This is a genomic window from Odoribacter sp. Z80 (assembly GCF_009935865.1).
GTDB lineage: Bacteria > Bacteroidota > Bacteroidia > Bacteroidales > Marinifilaceae > Odoribacter.
Window position 1 is genome coordinate 258,209 of the sequence record NZ_QWEL01000002.1, and the last position, 20,968, is coordinate 279,176.

General features: G+C 42.2%; 15 protein-coding genes. 2 read left to right on the top strand and 13 right to left on the bottom strand.

The features are described from left to right. Positions 1–84: 84 nt before the first annotated feature. From D1136_RS02950 to D1136_RS02965, 4 genes are all read right to left on the bottom strand, one after another. A complete protein-coding gene (locus D1136_RS02950) occupies positions 85–1,095 on the bottom strand; it encodes a hypothetical protein (protein ID WP_161876128.1) in 1,011 nt (336 codons plus the stop codon). A gap of 97 nt (positions 1,096–1,192) precedes the next feature. Then, a complete protein-coding gene (locus D1136_RS02955) occupies positions 1,193–2,155 on the bottom strand; it encodes a DUF6371 domain-containing protein (RefSeq protein ID WP_161876129.1) in 963 nt (320 codons plus the stop codon). Positions 2,156–2,158: 3 nt separating this feature from the next. Further along, positions 2,159–2,449 (bottom strand): AlpA family transcriptional regulator, encoded by a 291-nt coding sequence (locus D1136_RS02960; protein WP_161876130.1) that lies wholly within the window; start codon positions 2,447–2,449, stop codon positions 2,159–2,161. Positions 2,450–2,554: 105 nt separating this feature from the next. Beyond that, the gene (locus D1136_RS02965; protein WP_161876131.1) at positions 2,555–2,734 is read right to left on the bottom strand and encodes a hypothetical protein; all 180 of its coding nucleotides are present in this window, start codon (positions 2,732–2,734) and stop codon (positions 2,555–2,557) included. A 96-nt stretch (positions 2,735–2,830) separates the two neighbouring features. On the opposite strand from D1136_RS02965, the gene D1136_RS02970 reads away from it, so the two are divergent. Beyond that, a complete protein-coding gene (locus D1136_RS02970; RefSeq protein ID WP_161876132.1) occupies positions 2,831–3,067 on the top strand; it encodes a hypothetical protein in 237 nt (78 codons plus the stop codon). Between the two features lie 40 nt (positions 3,068–3,107). Then, positions 3,108–3,464 carry a hypothetical protein gene (locus D1136_RS02975; RefSeq protein WP_161876133.1) on the top strand — a complete coding sequence of 119 codons (357 nt, stop codon included), beginning with the start codon at positions 3,108–3,110 and terminating at the stop codon, positions 3,462–3,464. Between the two features lie 81 nt (positions 3,465–3,545). On the opposite strand, the gene D1136_RS02980 is transcribed toward D1136_RS02975, so the two are convergent. From D1136_RS02980 to D1136_RS03020, 9 genes are all read right to left on the bottom strand, one after another. Continuing rightward, the gene (locus D1136_RS02980; protein ID WP_161876134.1) at positions 3,546–4,871 is read right to left on the bottom strand and encodes a tyrosine-type recombinase/integrase; all 1,326 of its coding nucleotides are present in this window, start codon (positions 4,869–4,871) and stop codon (positions 3,546–3,548) included. Between the two features lie 943 nt (positions 4,872–5,814). After that, positions 5,815–7,080, bottom strand: a complete 1,266-nt coding sequence (locus D1136_RS02985) for an ATP-binding protein (protein WP_161876251.1) — start codon at positions 7,078–7,080, stop codon at positions 5,815–5,817. Between the two features lie 357 nt (positions 7,081–7,437). Then, positions 7,438–12,582 carry a DEAD/DEAH box helicase gene (locus D1136_RS02990; protein ID WP_237566968.1) on the bottom strand — a complete coding sequence of 1,715 codons (5,145 nt, stop codon included), beginning with the start codon at positions 12,580–12,582 and terminating at the stop codon, positions 7,438–7,440. Between the two features lie 156 nt (positions 12,583–12,738). Continuing rightward, entirely contained in the window at positions 12,739–13,635 is an 897-nt protein-coding gene (locus D1136_RS02995) for a hypothetical protein (RefSeq protein ID WP_161876136.1), read from the bottom strand. Further along, positions 13,632–15,437, bottom strand: a complete 1,806-nt coding sequence (locus tag D1136_RS03000; protein WP_161876137.1) for a hypothetical protein — start codon at positions 15,435–15,437, stop codon at positions 13,632–13,634. Before D1136_RS03000 ends, D1136_RS02995 begins: the two co-directional genes overlap by 4 nt. Then, positions 15,424–17,055 carry a hypothetical protein gene (locus D1136_RS03005; protein WP_161876138.1) on the bottom strand — a complete coding sequence of 544 codons (1,632 nt, stop codon included), beginning with the start codon at positions 17,053–17,055 and terminating at the stop codon, positions 15,424–15,426. The genes D1136_RS03000 and D1136_RS03005 overlap by 14 nt, the downstream gene beginning before the upstream one ends. Before the next feature lie 13 nt (positions 17,056–17,068). Further along, positions 17,069–18,967 (bottom strand): DUF3732 domain-containing protein, encoded by a 1,899-nt coding sequence (locus D1136_RS03010; protein ID WP_161876139.1) that lies wholly within the window; start codon positions 18,965–18,967, stop codon positions 17,069–17,071. Further along, the gene (locus D1136_RS03015) at positions 18,967–19,422 is read right to left on the bottom strand and encodes a three component ABC system middle component (RefSeq protein WP_161876140.1); all 456 of its coding nucleotides are present in this window, start codon (positions 19,420–19,422) and stop codon (positions 18,967–18,969) included. Before D1136_RS03015 ends, D1136_RS03010 begins: the two co-directional genes overlap by 1 nt. Further along, positions 19,415–20,746, bottom strand: coding sequence for a hypothetical protein (locus tag D1136_RS03020; protein ID WP_161876141.1), 1,332 nt, complete (start codon positions 20,744–20,746; stop codon positions 19,415–19,417). The genes D1136_RS03015 and D1136_RS03020 overlap by 8 nt, the downstream gene beginning before the upstream one ends. Positions 20,747–20,968: the final 222 nt, after the last annotated feature.

The following is a 20,968-nucleotide window of genomic DNA, read 5'->3' on the forward strand; positions in this document are numbered from 1 at the left end:
GCCGTCCGGAGGTTAAAAGAAGTGACTTCCGGGAGGGGCGGCAGAAGCGGTATTGAGACGGTGGTGGTTTCATGGTTGCAGGTTTTAAGTGAGTTGCAGGATGTTGACACCGATTTCTTTGAGGCGTTCGTATATGCAGCGGAGGATGGCAGAGCAGCCGAGACGGATGATGTCGCGGAAGGTGGCGGGGATGAAGGTGCAGTAGTCGTGCCGGATGATGTTGCCGGCAAATTCGGTGCAGAGGGTGGTGAGGTCCTCAAAAACAAAGCGGTCGACGGCAGCGGTGACGCTGCGAAGGGCACTGAGGGTCTGGGACAGTCCCCAGAGTTTACCCCGGACGAGGAGGCGGGGCGGGATGTCTTCGTATTTTTTGTATTCGGAGAGGAGGTTTTTGCAGAGGTATTTGCAGAGGTAGCGGGTGAGGTCGCGGACTTTGCGGACGCTGTGGATGTCGGTGCTGTTGGGGTTGCGCCATCCGGAAGCGTAACCGGCGATGTAGCGACGGCGGAGGGTTTGGGTGTCGGCTTGGTTGATGTAGTGGTTGTGGTAGTCGGTGAAGGTGTGTATTTCGGCGTTCATGTGTTCGGCGTATGCGTCGATGTAGCCGAGTTTGTTTTGGATGCGGTTCCATTTTTGGCGCAGGATGGTGGCGTTGATGAAGATGTTTGTGAGGAGGTGGAAGTGGATGTTTCCGTTTTGTTGTTTTTCGGCTCTCCAGACGTAGTGTAGCATTCCGTTTTGTTCGCGCAGTTCGGTGAGGAGCTGGTTGAAGAGACGGGATTTTATGAGTTGGTCGGAATGGCGTTGGGGGCTGCTGAGGGTGAGGGTGATTAAGGATATGCGGTATTTTACCCAGCGGCGTGTGTCGCGGTTGTATGCACGTTTTGTTTTGGAGAAGAAGAGGAGCCATTTGATGGCTGCCTGTATGCGGCGGGCCGCTTTGGGAGAGATGATGCCTTCCGGGTCGTTTTGACGGGGCCGGCACCAGCGGCAGGGACGCGGGAAGTCGTCTTCACGGCGGGGGCGGGTTTGGAGGTGTTGGTCATAGATGGCGATTCCGTGGGGTTTTATGGATATGGATGGGATGGTAATCATGTTTTTTGAGTTGTGGGATGATTAGATAAACCAATTGTGTGTCGCGGGTTGGGGGTGTCCGGATGGGGGGTGCTCTCCCCCACCCGGCTTTCAGGTATCAAAAGAATTGTGGTGGCCGGTTGTCGAGGATGAGGTCGGCAATGTCGATGCCGCGCTGGTGTTCGTCGAGTGTGGCGGCACGTTCGATGCAGTCGGAGACGTGGAGCTGGCAAGGGACGATGCGGGTGATGGTTTTGGCTCTGAGGGTCCAGAAACGATATGCTCCGGCGTCGGGTATGGCGTTGATGATGCGTCCGGAGAGCGGCAGGAAGCGGTCGGGTGTGAAGTTGTATTTGCCCCCGGTGGCGAGCCAAAGGAGTTTTGGGTAGGTGACAGAGCAAATGAGTGCTGTTTTTTCGCTTTCGACGATTCCGACGGGTTTAAGGGGATGTGCCGGGAGGAGATGTTCTCCGAAAAGGCATTGGCGGAGGCGGAAGTCGCGGGGGAGTTTCCCCTGGGAGATGAGGATGCGGTGGAGCCAGTTGAAGGAGCCGGCGCGGTCTTTGATGCGGTGTCCGGTAGCCAGGTTGTAGGCCATGATTTTGGCTGTACGGCAGTAGCCGGCGGCGTCAATCTGAGGGAAAATGATGCGGCCATAGGTGGCGGACTGGAGCCGGTAGGTGTCGATGAGCTGGCGGAGTTGAGCGGCAGAGAGGTGAAGCCGGTCGGCGAGGAAGCGGAGGAGCGCGGTTTGTTCGGGCTGCGAGGCGAGCGCAGAGGTGGTGAACAGTACGGAGGAGATGGTGGAAAAGGTGTCCGGTTTGTCTTCCGGAGGCGAGGGAACGGCGGCAACAGGCGGCGGGGTGATTCCAAGACGGCGGAGGTGGTGGAAGTACTGGCGTGGGGTGTAGTGGTAACCACAGGATTGGATGCGTTCGCAGCGTCCTACTTTTTCGTTGAGGATGTGACCGGTGAGGGTGTCGATGTAGCGGACGAAACGATGGGTGGCTCCACAAGCTGGACAGGTGAAGCGGGAGGAGATGCCGTCGTAGGGCTGGAGTTTGTAGCGATAGGTGTTCATGGCTTAGGTGTTTTGGAGTCGTTTGTATTTGGGTGAGGCGGCGTTTTCGATTTCGGAGAGGTCGAAAAGGGTTCGTCGACCGATTTTCACGGCCTGTATTTTTCCGGAGTTAATCCATGCGTGGACGGTGGAGAGGGTGACGTGGAATTTTTCGGCTACTTCTTTGCGGGTGAGGTAGCGTTTTTCGTCGGGGATGAATTGGTGGAGGGTGCCGGTGAGGGCCTGGTTGACTGCTTCGGTGACGATTTGTTTGAGGTCGCCGAGGGATACGGGGATGATGATTGATTGTTCCATAACTTGAGTTTTAAAGTTGTGGAACAAAAGAATGGAAGAACGGAGGGGATATGAATAGCTATCCATTGCAGCAGGAGGTGCAATATGCTGCAATGGGTTGCAATGTTATTTGAGGCAGTTCCGTATCTGGTCGATGGTGCGGAGGGTTTCGGAGTTGCGGTTTGAAAGGTAGTTGTATTGTTTTCCCCGGAGGGAGTTGTAGTTGAAGGGGCGGTGTTTTTTGTTGCAGAAGCAGAGGTGTGCGGTGCGCCATTTGTCGCGCTGGTCGGATATTCCGAAGAACATGTCGATGAAGTAGGATAGTTCGGCGACGGTGTGAAGCCAGAGGATGGGTTGCCAGGAGGCTGAGGTGCCGATGCCGTAGAATATGTATGCTGTGGTTTGGGGCGGTGTGGTTGGCGGAATGAGTTGGTGTCGGATGAGCAGGGTGTGGAGGTGTTGTGGTTCGGAGGCCTGGAAGGCATAACGGTTGAAGTGGGGTTTTGCCGGCGGGAGGTCGGGCAGGTTGTCCGGAAGACCGGAGAGGGAACGGAGTTGGTCGATTGTGGGCCGGATGTGGTTGTAGGTGTCAGCGATGAGGGTAATGATGCGGTCGAGCTGGGTGTGTTGGTCGGCTGAGAGGCTGGTATGGAGGTTGGGGTTTGTCCATTGATGCCGGATGTTTCCGATTTGTGTTGCGGTGTGTTTTATCTGGCTGTCGAGTAGTTTGAAGAAGAGAAGAAGTTGGGTGGTTGTGAGGCATAGTTCGATGATTTCGGCGGATATGGTTTCAGCTGAGCAGGTTTGGAGGTGGTGGAGGAATTGGGCGAGTGTGAGGGTGTGTAGGCAGGTGTTGAATGTCAGGGGTGTTTTTGTTTTCCGGGTTGCGATGTCGTTGAGTTTGTCGGTCAGGAGGGTGACGAGTTTGAGGAAGCAAAGGGTTTTGTTGAGGGTTTTCATAGGTTTGTTATTTAGGAGGTTAGTTTTTCCAAACGATGGTTTTGAAGGAGTTTGGCGGACCTCCTACAGGATGTGATGGTATGCTGATGCACGCCCTCCCGGCGTGCATCAGGGGGGCTGGCGGTTGATTGCATGGTTTTAGGGGGATGTTGTTTTTTCAAGTGGTTTTGTTGAAGTATTTCATTTTACTGAAACGGATGGCGTTTTCTTCGGCGGTGACACGTATGTATTTCAGAAATTCGGTTTCGGTTTGATGGCCGGTGAATTTCATTATTGAAAGCAGGTCCATTCCGTCTAAGTAGAGAAGTGTGGCTCCTGTACGACGGGCGGTGTGTGTGGTGACGAGGGTGTATTTGGGAATGATTTGTGTTTGTCTTTTGGCTCCTTTTATGGTGGTGTGTTCTATTTTTTGTGTGATTTTTGCCCGTAAACAGATGAGTTTTATGTTGTCGTTTAGCATTTGGCTGTAGGTGCGCGGGAGCTCATTCCGGTATTTTGCCAGGATTCGGGTGAGGCGCGGTGTGCATGGGATTACAACTTTTGCGTTTGTTTTTTGCTGGCGGAGGGTGATGGCTTTTGTTTTGTTGGGGAGGGTGATGATGTTTTCTTTGTTTATGCGATGGTAGTCGGAGTAGCGTTGGAGTGTTTCTACTCCTACCAGGAAGATGTCGCGGCATATGTCAAGCTGGGCATCTTTGGGCGCGCTTAGGTCGAGTTTTTCGATGGCTTCGATTTCTTTGTGGGTGAGGTAGATGGTGTCGGATTCGCAGCTCATGATTTTAAAGCCTTTTTGCAAGGTTTGGAAGTTTGTATGCAATCCTTCCTCACGGGAAGCCGCCATGATTTCTTTTAGTGATTTGATGTGTTTCCCGGTGGTGTTTGGTGAATATTGTTTGTTGTTGAAGTAGTCGACGAGGTCCCGGTATAGTTGCATGTTTATGTCGTTGAAGTCGTATGTTTTGCCCCGGAGGTTCTGGAAGTTGTTGAATTCGGTCTGAAAGGAGGTTTTGTTTTTGATTGTGCCTTTGGCGTAGTTGATTTCGTATTGGCCGTATTTTGTTTTTTTGATGGCTTTACGCTTGCCGGATTCCATTTCGTGGATGTAACGGGCGATGTATTCGTTTAGTGTTTCGGGTTTTAAGGTTTCGATGAGGGGACGGGTTTGTTCGTCTGTGTATTGGTCGATGATGTCCTGTAACCATTTTTTCGGGAAGTTTTGGTTGTCCGCATTGAATTTGGCAAAGACACGACGCTCGATTTCGTTTAAGTGGTCGATGATTTGCTGGGCTGCCTGGTGGGTGAAGGTGTTGTCGTATTTGGCTTTTTGGCTGATGGTGGATTTTTCGCTGTCCCAAGCTTTTACGGGGATGATGTAGGGGGTCTGAGCATAGAGGGTTGTGCCGCGATGGGCAGAGAAGTAGGCGCGAATGGTGGCGTGTTCGCTTTTTTTTGATACTCTGATGTAATAGTTTAATGTGGCCATGTCTGAAAGGTTTTGGGCTTTGTACAAATTTAATGTTTTGCAGAACATTTGCAAAACATTTTCTGTATTTTGCAAAACTTTGTTTTATTTCAAACATGCAGTATTTTCATATAAATCTGATTTACAGCATATAATAAGTATATATAAGTTTAGATAGATTAATGTTTTGAGGTACAAGTGGGACTACATTAAAAATCAAGTAGTTACAAAAAAATGTAACTGCTTTTCTTTTTTCCTTATACATGCAATTTGCATGCAAACTGAAAAAAACTATTCGGTTCTAATAGCCACGTCCTAAGATTAATAACATGATTAGATTCTCCCTTATTTTGCGAGGGGAAATATATATATTCTATCGGGATAATTTTAGAAGAAATCATACAAACGACTCATGTAAAACTTCCACACGTACACAAGATAATCAGACGTTGTACCTCTGAACATCCTATCCAACGTTACACAAGCACAGACGAAATCATTCATTTGTTCCATTCAAAGAATAAATATTTACCCTATTTATCCATTCTTTTAATTACAATTCTAACTACGGGTGGTTTACTACTCGGATATCACTGGGGATTAAAACAAAATAGTAAACATCATTCTCAATCCATCAATATCTATAATCAAATCGTTCAGCAAACACAGCATATAACAAAACTTCGTTGTCAAAAATTGTACGATTGGTATGACTCCATAACAACGGAAGATTCATTATCACTTTGGCTAAATGAATACAGTAACCTAGTTCAGGAAATCTATCAGCAAATTGATTCCATTCTTAAACAAAATATGTGCCCCGGAATATCATCTATACAAGACAACCTTAAACAAACTTGGGAAAAATATTTGGATAGATTATTATAACAAAAATCAAAAAAAATCCTTGACTTCTCCACCTGCTTTAAGAATAAATAATGAGTGAAATGAATAATATACCATTTCATAAATTCAAGAGCCACTTCCAAACTGGAATAATCTCGATGACTTTATGGTCTATCTCTAGGACTTGTTCGGAATCACGCGTGATCACCATTAATTTTTTACATTCCAACACATTCGATAGCTTCAATAAAGCACTTATTTCCCGGTCAAAAGTACCATCACTATTATCAAGATTATAGCAAACTTGAATAGCTACCGCTTCATCCGGAATATAAAAATCCACTTCAACTGCCTGGTTATAAAAAAACACGGCATCATTTCGTCCATATTTACGTAACAAATTGATGGCAACGAGATTTTCCAGCAATGAAGTTTCTCCGTCAAGTAAAAAAAGATTCAGAATCCCGTTATCTGTGAAATAATACTTAGGATTAGTTTCTTTGTCAACAAGCTTACCCGCTATATTTTGGATGGAAGAAATCAACCAAGTATCTTTCGCATATTCAATATAATTGATGATAGTTGTTTTACCGACTTTTACCCCTGTCGAGGAAACGATATTAGCAACCCGAGTAAATGACATAGGTTGCTTTACACTTTCAGCCAACTTTTTAAACAACACACGCAACGCAAAAGTATTTTCCACCGAATGGCGGGCTGCAATATCCCCTAAATAGATCTTTTGATAAACACTGGTCAGATAATCACGCTTGGCTGAAAATTCTGCTCCTTCAGGAAATCCGCCATAGTAAAAATAATCATTGAATTTTCTCAATATCTCCGCTCTGGTTTCAGTCGCAAACAAAGAACGATCATCCACCCTGATATGATTTGCATTCAGGAACTCCTTAAAACTATACGGGTAAACATTAATCGGAATATAACGTCCGCCTAAAGTAGTTTGTATGTCCTGACTCAACATTTTAGCGTTACTTCCGGTAATATAAATCCGGTGTTTGGTATCAGCCAGACGGCGGGCAAATTTTTCCCAACCTGCAACATTTTGAATTTCATCCAAAAAAAGGATGGGCTTCTTTCCATACATTTCCAAATGTACTTCCAAAAGCAAATTCAAATCTTCCAAACACATGCCGACAAGACGCTCATCTTCAAAATTAACGTAAAGCATCTCATCCCAATGAATTCCCTGCGCCAGTAATTGTTGCATTCGCTGATAAAGCAAGAAAGATTTTCCAGCCCTCCGAATACCCACAAAAACATAATTCCCAAACTCCTCAAAAGTGAAATTCCTCGGTATTACCTGATATTTCGGAACCTCTACCTGATTATCTGTAATGACTGACTTTAAAATATTTTTGTCCATCTTGCTACATCTGTCTTGCATACAGGACAAATATAAGCTATTTTTGTCTTGTATGCAAGACAACCTAATTATATCTACACAACTCTCTTAATAAAGATTAGGAGTACCTGCAACGAAGTTATCACCGAATTAAGAAAAAAAGGACGGCTTGAGGATTATGAGAAAACTGAAAAATATTATACCTCAAACAATGTATATTTAACGCTTCGGGATAAGCTCAACAAGGCTATTCAAAACGGCCATAAATTATTAAAAAACACAAAGGAAAATCCTCAATGTTCACATACCCGGATTTTTGAGGTGTTCGACCAATTTCTAAAAATAAATTAATATTCTTCCCCTCTTTTATAACAAAAATTACCGTCCTCTCCTCATAGCATCGAATACAGAAAGGCTACTGACGTCTCCGTCAATCTTCCTTTTTAAAGTTTCCACGTATTCCTTACTCCAAAAAGGATGAGTTAAAAGACATCTTTTATTTTTACTTTCAATCAAGTATAATCCTGATTCTATCTTGTTCACAGTTCCCTTATATTTCTGTGCAACCTTTGTTGCTATTTTCTCTATAAACTTTTTCCAATAAACTATATTAAAGGAAATTTCACTTCCCGATTGCTGGGACAAACGGGCCATATCGAAAGCCAACCGCCAATCCAGCACAGAATGAAACTCCTGATTATAATAATCCCTCAGACAATCATAACAAGAACCCATACATTCTTCACCATGTTTTTCAAGTACCAATTCTTTATAAAGCCGCCCATCCACACGGAGTGGGTCAATCAAAGCTTCCCGTGCAATTTTCGCATCACTGTTCAGATAATTGCAATAACCGGCTCCATTTTCCAGCCGTTCCACAAAAAACACCTGCCCTTCTTTATTAGCAATACGGAAACCCAGGTCCAGTTCATTCGACTCTATATCCAGGCAATCGCAAACCGACTTACGTAATAAATATCCCCAGGATAAATAAGCAGCCCTTACCGCTTTATGATTTACATTTTCTGCCAAAGGATTCAAATCAATATACTGATCTACAGAAGCAATCGTAGCCACTAATACCCCAGTGGTTTTACTGGCAATCAAAGCATAGTTTTCACAATTCTCAACCCGGCCCGGAAGTATTTCCGAAGAACAAAAACGTCCGGAACTATTTTTTAACTTGCCGATTGGAAACAATTGTCCGTCATTGGTATTAATCTGATGTACCAAACCTGTTTCCGGAATCTTATTGGTACAAATCTTCAGTTGGTCCACAATCCGTTCCGTTTCCATTTTCGAATCAGCATCGAGGCAAATCCCGCTCGCATGGGAGGTCCATTCAAATATTCCATTAAAATCCTGTGACGGATTATCGTAATCTACACAAAAGCCCAAAGGAGAACAAACTTTCGCCTCCTCCATTCTCGTCTGACAAGTAGGACAGACGATACGATCCATTTCTTTCACCGTAGTGAATCCACAATTCTTACACAAATAAACTTTCGTATTCAACTCATTCAATCCGTTTTTTTCTGAAATTGCACCGCGATAGGGTTCGTAGTGTACAAAGCCTACGGACTTGAAAACCTTTTTATCTTTCACGACCTCACACCCCGGAGCAAAAGTACTGATAGCCAAATCCAGATTCCGGTCAATCACATGTTCCGGCGGCCATACTTTCGGAGCACATTCATACAAATAACGTGTCCGTGTAGGGAAACCAAACATGGGAAGCAAACCGGCATTACTCAAACGTTCACTTAAAGCTTGTTGCGGATAGTGTTTGCTGTCTTCACAGATACGGTCTACTTCGGAAACGAAATCATTACCAATAAATTTCTCGATGTTTTGCTTATCCGCCCGGGAAATATTAGTTTGCCGACATACCACCTCAATGATTCTTTTGATTTCTTTCTGATTGGTTCCAATCCAACTGATTACCAGACTTCTATTTTCCCTCCATTTTGCAGCAAGACCAAACTGACCATGTACATTATCATTTTCACGCCCCGGTCTGTCGAAACCTGTGAAAACCTTATTCAACATCTGTTTCACCACCATTCTCCGGGCTATATCACTACTCCTCAACTCCAGATACGGGTCCCTTGGTTGGGCAGCTACCATTCTCTCGGTTTGTATATAATGCGTCATATCATGGCTATTGGCTTTTGCCACCGTCAACGCCACCGACAAAGCATGTCCACGCCGACCCGCACGTCCGACCCGCTGCTGATAATTAAAACGCTGTGGCGGGACATTCCCCATCATTACAGCAGAAAGGGAACCGATGTCTACTCCGGCTTCCATAGTCGTCGTGACACTTAGCAAATCTATTTCGTCCACTTCGGGTTTCTCATTTTTCAGGAATATTCCCTGGAATTGCCGTTGCCGCTGCATGGAATCCAGTCTGGAAGTTTGTCCGGTCAGTTCCTCACAATGCAAACGATAAGGTTTTGCCGTCGTTGCCAGATACACATAATAATCATCCGTATTTTTTATATCTTTCTCACTAAGCACCGTCGCCGCCCCTAATTTTGCAAAGCAGTTACAACATACTCCACAAGAGGGATTCAAATGTACCGTTTTACACTTAGGACATATCCAAACCGGATCGCCTTCCTCCGCCTTTTTAAAAAAAAGCCCTTCTCCGGTCAAACGGACTTCCTGTTGTTCAATTATATTCTTATTCAACAATATATCCTGCAATTTATTCAGATGATGACGGTCTGTTTTTCGATAATAACCGTCCTGAGGATAAACAGCCTTTGAATAACGAATCACCTGGCGTGGGAATGCACCCGAACGATACCTGGACTCATGACCGCTAATTCTCCATTTTTCACCCAATAATCGTACGACCACATCGGCAAACTGCCGGAAAGTTTCGTCTTCACCCGTCAGATTCAAAGTCATATATCCTAATTTCAACGCCTCAAACGACCTGTTTTTATGAGCAAACACGGTAATCAATTGTTCGATAGAACAACGCCGGACAATACGGTTCCAAAAATCGGTTTCCCGGCCTTCCAAAGGTCCGCTGGCTTTTCCCTTTTCCCATACAAACAAATCCTTCCATTTCATATTCCCGCTTTCCTGGTATTTCGGATGCGGTCCTGCCGGATTTACACCAAGGTTTAATAACTGTTGCCGGACCTTGTCCCCGATAATATACAAAGGAGTTATACCAGCCTTTAGCTGTTTATCCACATTCTCCCTTTCCGCAGCAGACAATTTGTGATAACGGAAAACTTGTAACACCAATCTTGGATGAATTTCTTCCATCCGCTCCAAAACCACTTTCTCCTCCTCCGACAAAGCCTCCTCTCCCTTATCCCTCACCTTTTTCAATACAATCAAAGAAGCATCCTGTGCTTCCAGTGAATTTAAAACAATGTGCCGGAGAATATCCCGGTAATGATCCAACTCAACCCCGGCAGACAATTTCGCCGCAGATTGGCGGCTATCAGAAAACAAAACCAGCTTTGCCGGTTTCCTTTCCTCTTCTGACAATACCCGAATCAATGCATCAGCCAATATCTGGTTTACTTTCTGTACACCCGTATTATACTGGCCAAGCGGAGTAAGGGTGTGCTTATCCTTTACAGGATAGCTTGTTTCGCAACAAGGACATATCTCCGGATATTTTACGGGATAATCTTTGTCGGAGATAAAAACACCACAATTCCCATCCCTGCTCATTTTGACAGTTCCAAATTCCGAATCATAATTACATTTTACCCACTTTTCTTTTTCCGGTAATTCCTGACTACGAGGCCAAAGGGTGTAATATTTATCCGGTTCATCTGTTTCTATATGATCCGGTGACAAATAAGTATGTCCGTGCTCTTCTGCCGCATATCCCCCTAAAAACATTTCTCCGCAATTCCGGCAAATCACCGCTTCCAATACCACGCTACCACATTCGCAAAAGGTTTGAGGAGAACGGTACAATTTCCCGATTTTCCTTTCCGAAGACCTGAATTCTTCTGCAACAGCAGAACAACGGGGATTGGAACAGGCCCACAATCCTTCTATGTTTCTGAAAAAATTATGCATGCGGATAGGTTGTACGGCCATCCCGGCTGCATTTTGAGCAGTACACAAGAGAATTAAAAATCCTTCCAGGGCTGCTTTCGCTTCATTCAACCCCATACCCGAAAACAAAAGGGTTGCCATTTCATCATATTTTTTGGGTACTAACTGTCGTTCTTCATTTTCCAGTACTTTTTTTAAATATTCAGGAACAGCATATTTCCGTACGCAGTCCCACAAGGTATCACATTTCACTTGCTCTAAAAAATGCATGATAGCCTCCTGTTCACCGATATCGCAGCTTTCAGCGGAAAGCTGAATCAACTCCCGGACTGGCAGCTCCACGGAGGGAACATCGACAGGAACATAAGGAGGATTATAAAACATCTGAAAACGTTCCTTATCCTGCACTCCAAAAAATCCGCTCAAATAAGCCCTTGTTTTTTCATTATCCTGCATGGATGCACTCGAAGCCAGAAACTGTACCTGCGGTGAATCCGGGGTCAAGCCTAAACGGTCCAACAAAAGCCTTAACAAATAAGCCACCTCTGTCCCCGCCGTTCCCCGGTAAGTGTGCATTTCGTCCACAACCAAATGGAATATATGCGAAGAATCTTCCTGTAACCACGCCTTTGTTGCTTCAAAAATCGGAGCCTCCTCTTTTCTCATCAGCATAATATTCAGCATAGAGTAGTTAGTAATCAATATATCAGGCGGGGTCTTCTTCATCGTTTTCCGCTCCCAGAGCTCTGCCGAATCTGCTTCAGTACAAGGAACATGATACAAAAGTTCTTCATTGTTTGCTTCACCGGCCGTTTCACAGGCAGCCCTGTATTCCCGATTTGCAATTTCATAATCAGTACCCTCTCCCCGGGGAGTTAATCCCGTATATCTCCCGAAATAAAACCGATGTCCATTCCGGTGCTCATCCAGCCAATCCCGGGCACCTCCTGCCGTCGCGGATTTACTGTTCAAGGCTTTACGCAAACGAATCATCTGGTCTTCCGCCAAAGCATTCAACGGATATAGAATCAATGTTCTGACTGCCCGGGTCCGCTTCTCTTGCCATTGTCTTGATTCGTTCACTAAATCACAAATAACAGGCAAAAGGAAACATTCTGTCTTACCCGAACCGGTTCCCGTCGTAGCTACGATGTGTTTTCTTGCACCGATTGCATTCACTAAAGCCTCAGCCTGGTGCTTATACAGCTTTCTGGGGTTCCCGTCTATATCCGCAAACAATCCTTTCCTTGCAAAATCGGCAAAATCGGAACCAATTCCTGATTGCTGACAAACAAGTTCCAACGTATCACCTTCAGGGTATTTGGGAACCAGTTCAATAATCGGAGGCTGACAAATCACACCCGGTACTTCATATAACTTCCGGCGTTCCCGCGCCAGTCCCTCATCAGCCAAAGGCAGTCCTACCTCTATATATCTCAGGTACATATCCTTTAGGGTTTCCCAAATTTTATACGGATTTTTCATACGATTATAATTTTATTGTTAAGTCCACCGACTTTTTTAATATTTTCTTATGCTCTTTGTTTAAAGACCATTAAAACATTGAAAGGGATCAGTAATTTTAAACGGTTATCTATACAAAAACCGGATTTAAACATCATTTTATCCTCTTCAAATAATTCACAGGATTGAAACAGCATAGCCCAAAATCCGCTCTAACTGAGTACACATTTTTGGAGTAATACAACTAAAGCGGATATTTTTCCTGGCTTCAACGACACCTTTCTCCAAATGCAGAGAAGCAAGGCGTAACAACCGTTCCAATGTAACAGGTAAATAACGGGTACCTTGAAAAACCAATTCCTGTTTTTTCTGCTCATATTCCACCGTCAACCTCTGTTCATACAAAGCCAAATAGCATTCCACCACATTCATTGCTTCCGAATTCCATTGTCTGGCAGGGATTTCATAACATTCCTTATCGAAACCGGCAAAATACTCCCGTGTTCCATCTTCATTCGAAGTCTTATATCTTCCCGGCTTCAAGTTTTCACTTTCCATTACCCAATCCCATGCAAACCTATAGGAGCAATACCTATATTTCAATACAACCTCCCTTTTTTCAAAGCTCTTTATCACATTTTCCAACACCGGATATTGACTTAACATAGGCAATACCTCCACCGGACTGGTCCTCACGTTCCATTCCTGACCCAATTTCCTAATCTCCTCTTTCCCCGCCACCAAACGAAATAATCCCGGACTTTCTCCGTAAACTTTATATTTTGCTGCAATTTCTGCTTTCATATTTTCCGGTATATTCACAGCAATTCCTCTATTTTCCGGTTTGTTATACACTAAGCAAGGTAATGTCCTTGCATATTTACCCTCTCCCGCAAATTCAATTATTCCGGTCCGGAAAAGCGGATAAAATACAGCAGCCAATACATTTGGAAGGGGTATATTGTATGCCTGAGCCAAATCGCTACATGCCCCCTTGATTTGCTCCCAGGAACGTATACCCCAATGTTCCATCCATTTCAGAAACAGGCCTTGTAATTGTTCCGGTTCTATCATTTATCTTCCAGTATTACGCTCAATTCGTCATTCGTCTCTGTTTTCAATTGCCGGGGCCGGACCTCTTCTCTCAATATCTTAAAATTCCCATAAGATAGCCAAGCATTATCTATCGGCTTACCTTCCCATATTTCCTCCTGCTTCTCCCGCTGTTTAAAACCCCAGGCTCCCCAGTTTTTATAAATCATCCCGTAAAGAGGTAAACCGATTTCCGGCATTTGCACGGGAGCAACCGTTGCAACAATACGCAGATTATCGGGGAAAGCAGTCGCACCGTAAGGAATCGTTCTGCGTACACCGCTTATGCAATCCAATAGCGGACGAGCATAACATTCCGGAGCAGACAGATTAATATCTTCCAATATAAACAAATGTATCATATCCGGACAAGCATAACAGGATTCCCAAAGTTCACCTAAACCCCCATCCCATAATTGCTCAAAATGAATCCAATCCGGCTCCACCTGACGAATCATATATTTTGCCTTACCCACCAAATCCAACAAAGCAAGTCCATAACCTATATCTCCCACCAACATGGCCTTATAGTATAAAAAAGTATCCAGCAATAAATCCTGATCCCGTACGGCCTGGCCTCTTTCTTTCAGGAAACCTCCCAACTGTCTTTCTATCTCATCCCGACTCAGCAATTCCACTGCCTTTACCTCCGGAATAAGTTCTTCCAATAAATAAGACTTCTTTCCTCCTACAGTTCCCAATGCACTTTCCTGGAAAAATTTAAAATCCTGCAATAACCGTTGCTTATTATCCACAACATAAGAAACTTCATTGTTCAATTCTTTTATTTTCCCTTCCAACTTTGACACCATTTTTTCTTTTTGAGCAATCTCTTTCTGCCATTTATTCTTCTGTTGCTCTGCAATTTTCTTTTGATTTTCTATTTCCTCTTTCAAATCTTCCAATTCATTATCAAATTCCCGCTGATACTCCTCCTTATAAACCTGCATATTATGCTGAAATAGCTGTTTTATCTCATCCGAACAATTAATCAGGCTTTGAATCTCCTTTTGGTTCAAATCTATCTCTTCCCACAATTTCAATATCCGCTCACACCTCACTTTTTCCAATTCCGCATCTTCCGTACTTACATTCCCAAACAAATCCGGAAAATATTTTCTCCATTCCGTTTCTTCATCCAAACGTTTGACTACTTCCCTTTCCTTTATTCTTTCCCTGAACCATTCAAACAACTGCGTATTCGTCATAGCATCCAGTACAATATACTCACTTTCCGGTTCCTTCAGCAATCTCAATTCCTTTTTGCCATCATAAATAAGACAAGTATCCAAATCCCACATCCGGATTCTTTTTTTATAGGCAGGTGATATGATTCCGGATTTTATGCGCAGTTTACCAATTAAATATTTATCTGTATAAAGATAGAAATCGCCCTCATAGCCATTGAAATCTATACTCAGCTTTTGCAAATCAATCACATATTCAGCCTTAAAATCCATCTGATTCTCTAACCGGAATAATTTGAAAACAGAATATGTCTCCACTTCACCACACAATACGTATTTATCCTTACCTTCATCACCTTCTTCCAATTTTGTATTCACGGTATAATCAAAACGAATAAAATCACCTTCTTCAAAATTATACTTTGTAAAAAAAGAAATCCCGAAAACATGTCCTATCCCCGGAAAAAGTTCCGTTGCTTCTTCGGTACTCAAAAGTTGAATTTTCTTATTTTCCTGTTCCAAAGCAACTACCTTAATCCGGCAGCAGCCACCATTTAAATGTTTGCCTACAATGCCGACAACCTTACTTTTTCCCATACTTACGCCGATTAAATTGTGTTTTCATCAAAGGGGAAGAATATCTTCCCGGTCTTCTATTTATAACTGTCTCCAACCACGAACGATAGACAGATTCCTGCTCCATCAAACGTTCATGCATACCCATTCCCAGCATACACCAATCCTTATCCGAATACAAAAAAGGAGGACTATCCCTTGATATTTTCCATCCCTTATTTACATACTCCGTCTGTAGCTCGGGTTCCCTGATATAAAAACACACCGGGGTATGATCTTCCACCACAAGTGTATAATCTCCCAAGGGTGAAAAGGTAAAAAACAACGTTCCATTCTCATCCGGAGTCACTCGTTTCCCATTCAACCATACCCTTTTATTATTTGCCACTCGGACTAACGGCCCGGCTCCTTCCATCCAGATTTTTCTGCCAATCCTCAAACCACCCACAAACTCGATTTTTGCTGCGGATACAGAAAAATAATTTTTGAATCGTCCCTCACAAACTTCTTTTGAAGAAATCAAAATCTGATACAAGAAATACCGGTCATTTGCTATTTTCTTAATCTGATATTCCTCTTGAACAATATCTTGCATAAAAAGCATTCTTTTGCTCAAAATCAATCCTTCTTCTCCTTCTGTAAAATACCTGCATTCTATCCAATCATTATAAATCTTATCCCTGGTAAACCGAAGCTGTCCGTTCACTGATAAGGAAACATATTGACTTATCTTTTCCCAAAGTTGCGAATCATCCAGCGTAATATCCGCCACTATTTCCGAATCATTATTTTTCCTCAAGGTCAGAGAACTGAAATTCTCATCAACCACCCAATACTTTCTGGAATGCTCTGTTTGTCCTCCTTTTTTATACCCTGTCTTATTTCCCTTTTGATTTTCTTCCGGAACTCCCCCATCCCATTGGGTATAACAGGCAAACATTTGCCGCCATAGGGCTTCTTCCTCCCCATTTTCTTTTAACTGGCTTTTTACTCTATAAAAATGCCGGGGCAGGAGATTCGATTCAACCGATTCACCCCACAAAGCCTTAAAATCAGAAAGGTCCAGGTCCTCCCCCGCCTGAAGTCCCCTTTTCCGGAACACCAAAGGTAAATGCTCCAAATCATTCCGGTTGAGTAATGCCTGAGATAAAGGATACTGTACAAAACGCCCGTATCCGGTTTTAGGTTCGGGGATTCGCATTAACATTTGTCTGCTCTCACTCCAGACTTTCAATTTTTCCCATATTCTCTCCTGATAACGGGAATATAATTTTTGAAGCTGATTGTTATCTGGTATTTTCAACAATTCTTTCAGCCGTTCATTATAAGCTCTTTCCGTCACAATTTTCTCCGTCACTTCCCCCTCCCGCATCTGATAAGCAGCAAAAACCTGCAAGGCTATCAGTCCTAAGAAAAGAGGTATTTCCGCTTCTATCTCTTTTTCCACCCATCCCCAGTCCTCCTTAAACAAAACAGAATGCTCTATATCCCTGTAGAAATCTTCTAAAGCCATATTCTCCTGCCGGCAAAAGTCCTGCAAACATTTCTCATCCACACACAGGGTCACGTAATTCCCGGCTGTTTCAACTCCGAAAAAGCTCTCAAAAACAAACCGATTAAAAACAGGATAACATTCCATCCTTCAGATATTTCTAAATAAAAGCCCGTCCATCCCTCCAATCTGCCCTGAAATAGTGCTCATACAACTGTACATTTTGTTCTCCCAAATCCCGGATATGGTCAGCTACAATAACCTGAGGCAGAAAACCTGCATCCTGCTCCGTTTCCTGTAATACTTTTAATATTGTCTCATAAATCTGCGCTACTTTCTCCAAATCTTTATTATCCGTTCCACTTGGGAAATAGGCCTGACTCGGTTGGTCAAAAAACAAAATACCCGGAACCTTAGAATTTTTCTCTACTGAAAAATAATGCAAAAAACTCAGAAATAATCCGACATGACAGGCAATAGAATTAGAAGCACTTCCGATTTGCGGGAGAAATATTCTTTCATCATTCAACTCATTATGATATAATTGGAAACAATCGTCTTTTTCAGGATTCAACTCAAACCGTAATTCAGGAGGAGTATGTTCAAAATCAAGAGAATCAATCACAATATTCATATAATCTTGCAACCGGCTTTTTTCATAGACATATTTTTCACCAACATTATAGGTCTTCAATCTCTCCTTTGCTTTTTCTAATTCTCCCTTTTGTAAGTCCAAATCTTTTTCATCAAAGTCAACCTTCCGGTCACAATATATTTCATATTCCGACATCACTTTCCATTGTGCCTTTAAACGTATTTCATTCAGATTTTTCTGTGTTACTATTTTTTCGATCAGTTCTTTATTCACCTTATATTCCTTTGTATAAACTGCTAATTCTGCTTTCAATGCAGTTAATTGTTTCCGGATTTCTTTCTCTTCCTGATCAAATTTTTCTTTGTATTCAGGGAAAGAACACAGTTCTTTTTTTAACCAATCCCCTGCCTGCAATATATTTAAAGCTTCAATCGAAAGTTCTTCATTTTCTTTTCCGCATATAGGACACACATAGTCCCGCTGGACACCAAACAATTGAGTCCGTTGCTCATACTTTCTAATGAAATCGCTATAATGTTCTCCTTGTTCTTTATGCTGGCAAACTCTTTGCAGTTTCTGCTCCAGGGTCAACTTGTCTGCCCCTAAACGCTCCATCCGTTCTCCTAAAACTTCCTGGCGTTCTAAGATTTTATCATTAAACTCTTCCTTTTTAAACTCTTCCAGATTACGAACACGTTCTTCCACTTCCTCCACAGTCCAGTTCTCAGAAAATTCTTTTCCAATCAAAGCATAATATCTCCTTAAAGCATTAAATAAATTCTGTATTAACGGTTTATTATTTTTCAAGGCAGTTTCCTGCTTTATCTCCAAAGCCTTTATATTCTTTTTCAATTTATCCACGTACCCTAAAACCACGTAATATTCCGGTCCAAACCACCCAGCCAATACAGGAAAATGTTTGGGATTCGGTTTCAGATAAAAAAGCTCCCTGCTATTAGGCAAGGTTGTCTGATGCTGCAAAACATAACACAAAGAATCCCGGATATCCGTTCTGGGGACCTTCCCCTCAATACCCAACTCCAACGCGTTCTCACTTAAAGACAAATCTATGTATCTGTTGATTTCTTTCAAAGCCTCATCCCTCTTTATAAAATAAGTAGCCTCAAAATCATCATACACAACATCCCTGATTGTTAACTCCGAATTCACCGGTTTAACAAAAACATAGTTTTTTCCTAACTTTTCATCCCTGCGCCCGATCAAAAGAGTCTGTCCATTCAATTCTATCAAAAGCGAATATATTTTCGTAAAATCAGTGATAACACCTTTAGGTACATTGCATTTCTCTGCACACAAACACCAGTCGATGATATCCATGATAGCACTCTTACCGGTTTTAGAATGCCCGGATATAATATTCAGCCCTGGCCCTAACTCCAGGTATCTTTTGCCGTCTCCTCCGGCAGCCCGGAAAACAGCAACTCCTTTAATACACGCTTTCATTAAGGAATGACATTTAAAATTTTATACACATCTTTGACAGGCTCCTCTTTCAACATAACACCCAAACGGCAAGCAGCCCGGAAATATTCTTTCACATCAGCAGAATAATTTTCAAAATCAAACGTTTGTTTTATCTGAACATTCTGCTTTAAATCAATAATTTGCTGGTTAGTCAAAACCAACAATGACAAATCCGTCAAATGCTTTTGTTGCCAAATTCTATGCTGAAAATCTACAAATTCCAATTTATTATTATGCCGGAAGTGAGACAATGTAGCCCTTTTAGTAATACGCATCAATTTTACCCGCAAATCTGAATACAGTACCATCGGTAATATCACATAATGATATAATAACGGACATTCCGATTTTCCATATCCCTGATAAAAAGCCCGGAGAATCAGACTCCCCCAAAAAGGGTTCACATTCATTTTATGAATCAGCCTTTCACTCATACAACCATGAAAAATTTAGTTCATCATCTTCCACTATATTCTGCATTGTCCCATGTATAAAATAAGGATAGTCGGGTATTGATTTAAAGGGAGGAACACTCATACACTTTGCATCTCTGTAAAAATGCAAAGCATTTTCATTCTTATCCATTCGCTTATTCAACATGCTCCTCTTTTTATTTATCAGCTTCGGATGCATTACCTCGTTTTTATAAGGTTTATACTCAAAATTGAAAAACGCCGGATTCTTCTCATCTTCTTCAGCCAACAATGTATTGGTCTTCCAATAGTCAATCAAGGCATCTGTTACCTCATCCTCATCACATTCAATCTGTCTCAATTCCGCTAAAAATTTCTTTTCTTCAGAAAGCGTATAATCAGCAGGGCCCGGCTTCTTATTTAAATACTCATCAAAAAGAGGGTCATAATTCTTTTGAAAATAATCTTTCCCTATCTCCTGGATAGTCGCATAAAACTGTTTATCTTTCACTTCCCATCGATCCTCACCCATCACTTTCGACACAATAAATCCGACCAATTTTTCTTTTATCAGCTTTCGATACTCATTTCCCGACTGACACGGAATGATACGCAATCTATTGGAAGTAGCCAATTCATTCACTAATTCCTCATCAATCGGCTGATTCCATTTTATTTGTATCTTTGATACAACAGAACGTAACTTTTCTTTCTCCAGAGATAAAACAAACCTTGAATAATTATAACACCTGTATGCCTCAGTATTTGTATTCTTACATTCTCTCAGAACAACAGCTTGTTCTTCCTCTGATATAGGATTCTCTCTTAAAATCTTCAACAGAGCATCTTTAGAAAATACTTTATTCTTATATGATTTTAGGAGTACTAACGTTTGCTTATCAAGATTGAAATTTTCCAGTATACTCAAATTAATAGCTGACAGGCAATACTCATGAATAGAATCAAGATTATAATTAAAATCAACCTTTTTCAAAGCATAAAGCCTCCTATCTATACTTAATGTATTCCAATCTCTTAAGAGTGAACCTCTCGAAGAAGGATGAGAAGTCGTATACAGAATCAACTGTTCATATTCTTTCCCCTGAGTACACCAATTATATAACGTCTTCCAAAAATCTTCGTGTTTATCCCCCATGGAAGGCTTATCGGCATGATGTTTTACTTCAATCTGAAGTTTCGAATCAAAGGTAACATCCCCCTCATGTTCAATGGTCAAAAGGTTAAAGTGCTCTAATTCTAAAGCATATTTTACAGCTACAAGGCACTGATAAGCCACTCCTCTTATCCCTTCTTTATCATCATTTTTTTGTTTTTTATTTTCCATCAACTATATACTACCTTATCACATACAAAAGATAAATTCTCACACATTAACAAAGATATAAATTACTTTATTATATTATCAAGCGAATCGTAATTATTAGCTAAAGTCAGTTATATTAAACTAAAATATACTTATTTAATTCAATTTTGGAGCTTACTAGATTTATTTGATGCTCATATTAAAAGTTGTATACTTTCAGACTCTGTTTTACTGAATTTTATT

Coding starts and splice junctions, on each gene's coding strand:
- D1136_RS02950 (WP_161876128.1), bottom strand. CDS start 1,095: ATGATTACCATCCCATCCATATCCATAAAACCCCACGGAATCGCCATC.
- D1136_RS02955 (WP_161876129.1), bottom strand. CDS start 2,155: ATGAACACCTATCGCTACAAACTCCAGCCCTACGACGGCATCTCCTCC.
- D1136_RS02960 (WP_161876130.1), bottom strand. CDS start 2,449: ATGGAACAATCAATCATCATCCCCGTATCCCTCGGCGACCTCAAACAA.
- D1136_RS02965 (WP_161876131.1), bottom strand. CDS start 2,734: ATGTTCTTCGGAATATCCGACCAGCGCGACAAATGGCGCACCGCACAC.
- D1136_RS02975 (WP_161876133.1), top strand. CDS start 3,108: ATGTTTCCGATTTGTGTTGCGGTGTGTTTTATCTGGCTGTCGAGTAGT.
- D1136_RS02980 (WP_161876134.1), bottom strand. CDS start 4,871: ATGGCCACATTAAACTATTACATCAGAGTATCAAAAAAAAGCGAACAC.
- D1136_RS02985 (WP_161876251.1), bottom strand. CDS start 7,080: ATGGACAAAAATATTTTAAAGTCAGTCATTACAGATAATCAGGTAGAG.
- D1136_RS02990 (WP_237566968.1), bottom strand. CDS start 12,582: ATGAAAAATCCGTATAAAATTTGGGAAACCCTAAAGGATATGTACCTG.
- D1136_RS02995 (WP_161876136.1), bottom strand. CDS start 13,635: ATGATAGAACCGGAACAATTACAAGGCCTGTTTCTGAAATGGATGGAA.
- D1136_RS03000 (WP_161876137.1), bottom strand. CDS start 15,437: ATGGGAAAAAGTAAGGTTGTCGGCATTGTAGGCAAACATTTAAATGGT.
- D1136_RS03005 (WP_161876138.1), bottom strand. CDS start 17,055: ATGGAATGTTATCCTGTTTTTAATCGGTTTGTTTTTGAGAGCTTTTTC.
- D1136_RS03010 (WP_161876139.1), bottom strand. CDS start 18,967: ATGAAAGCGTGTATTAAAGGAGTTGCTGTTTTCCGGGCTGCCGGAGGA.
- D1136_RS03015 (WP_161876140.1), bottom strand. CDS start 19,422: ATGAGTGAAAGGCTGATTCATAAAATGAATGTGAACCCTTTTTGGGGG.
- D1136_RS03020 (WP_161876141.1), bottom strand. CDS start 20,746: ATGGAAAATAAAAAACAAAAAAATGATGATAAAGAAGGGATAAGAGGA.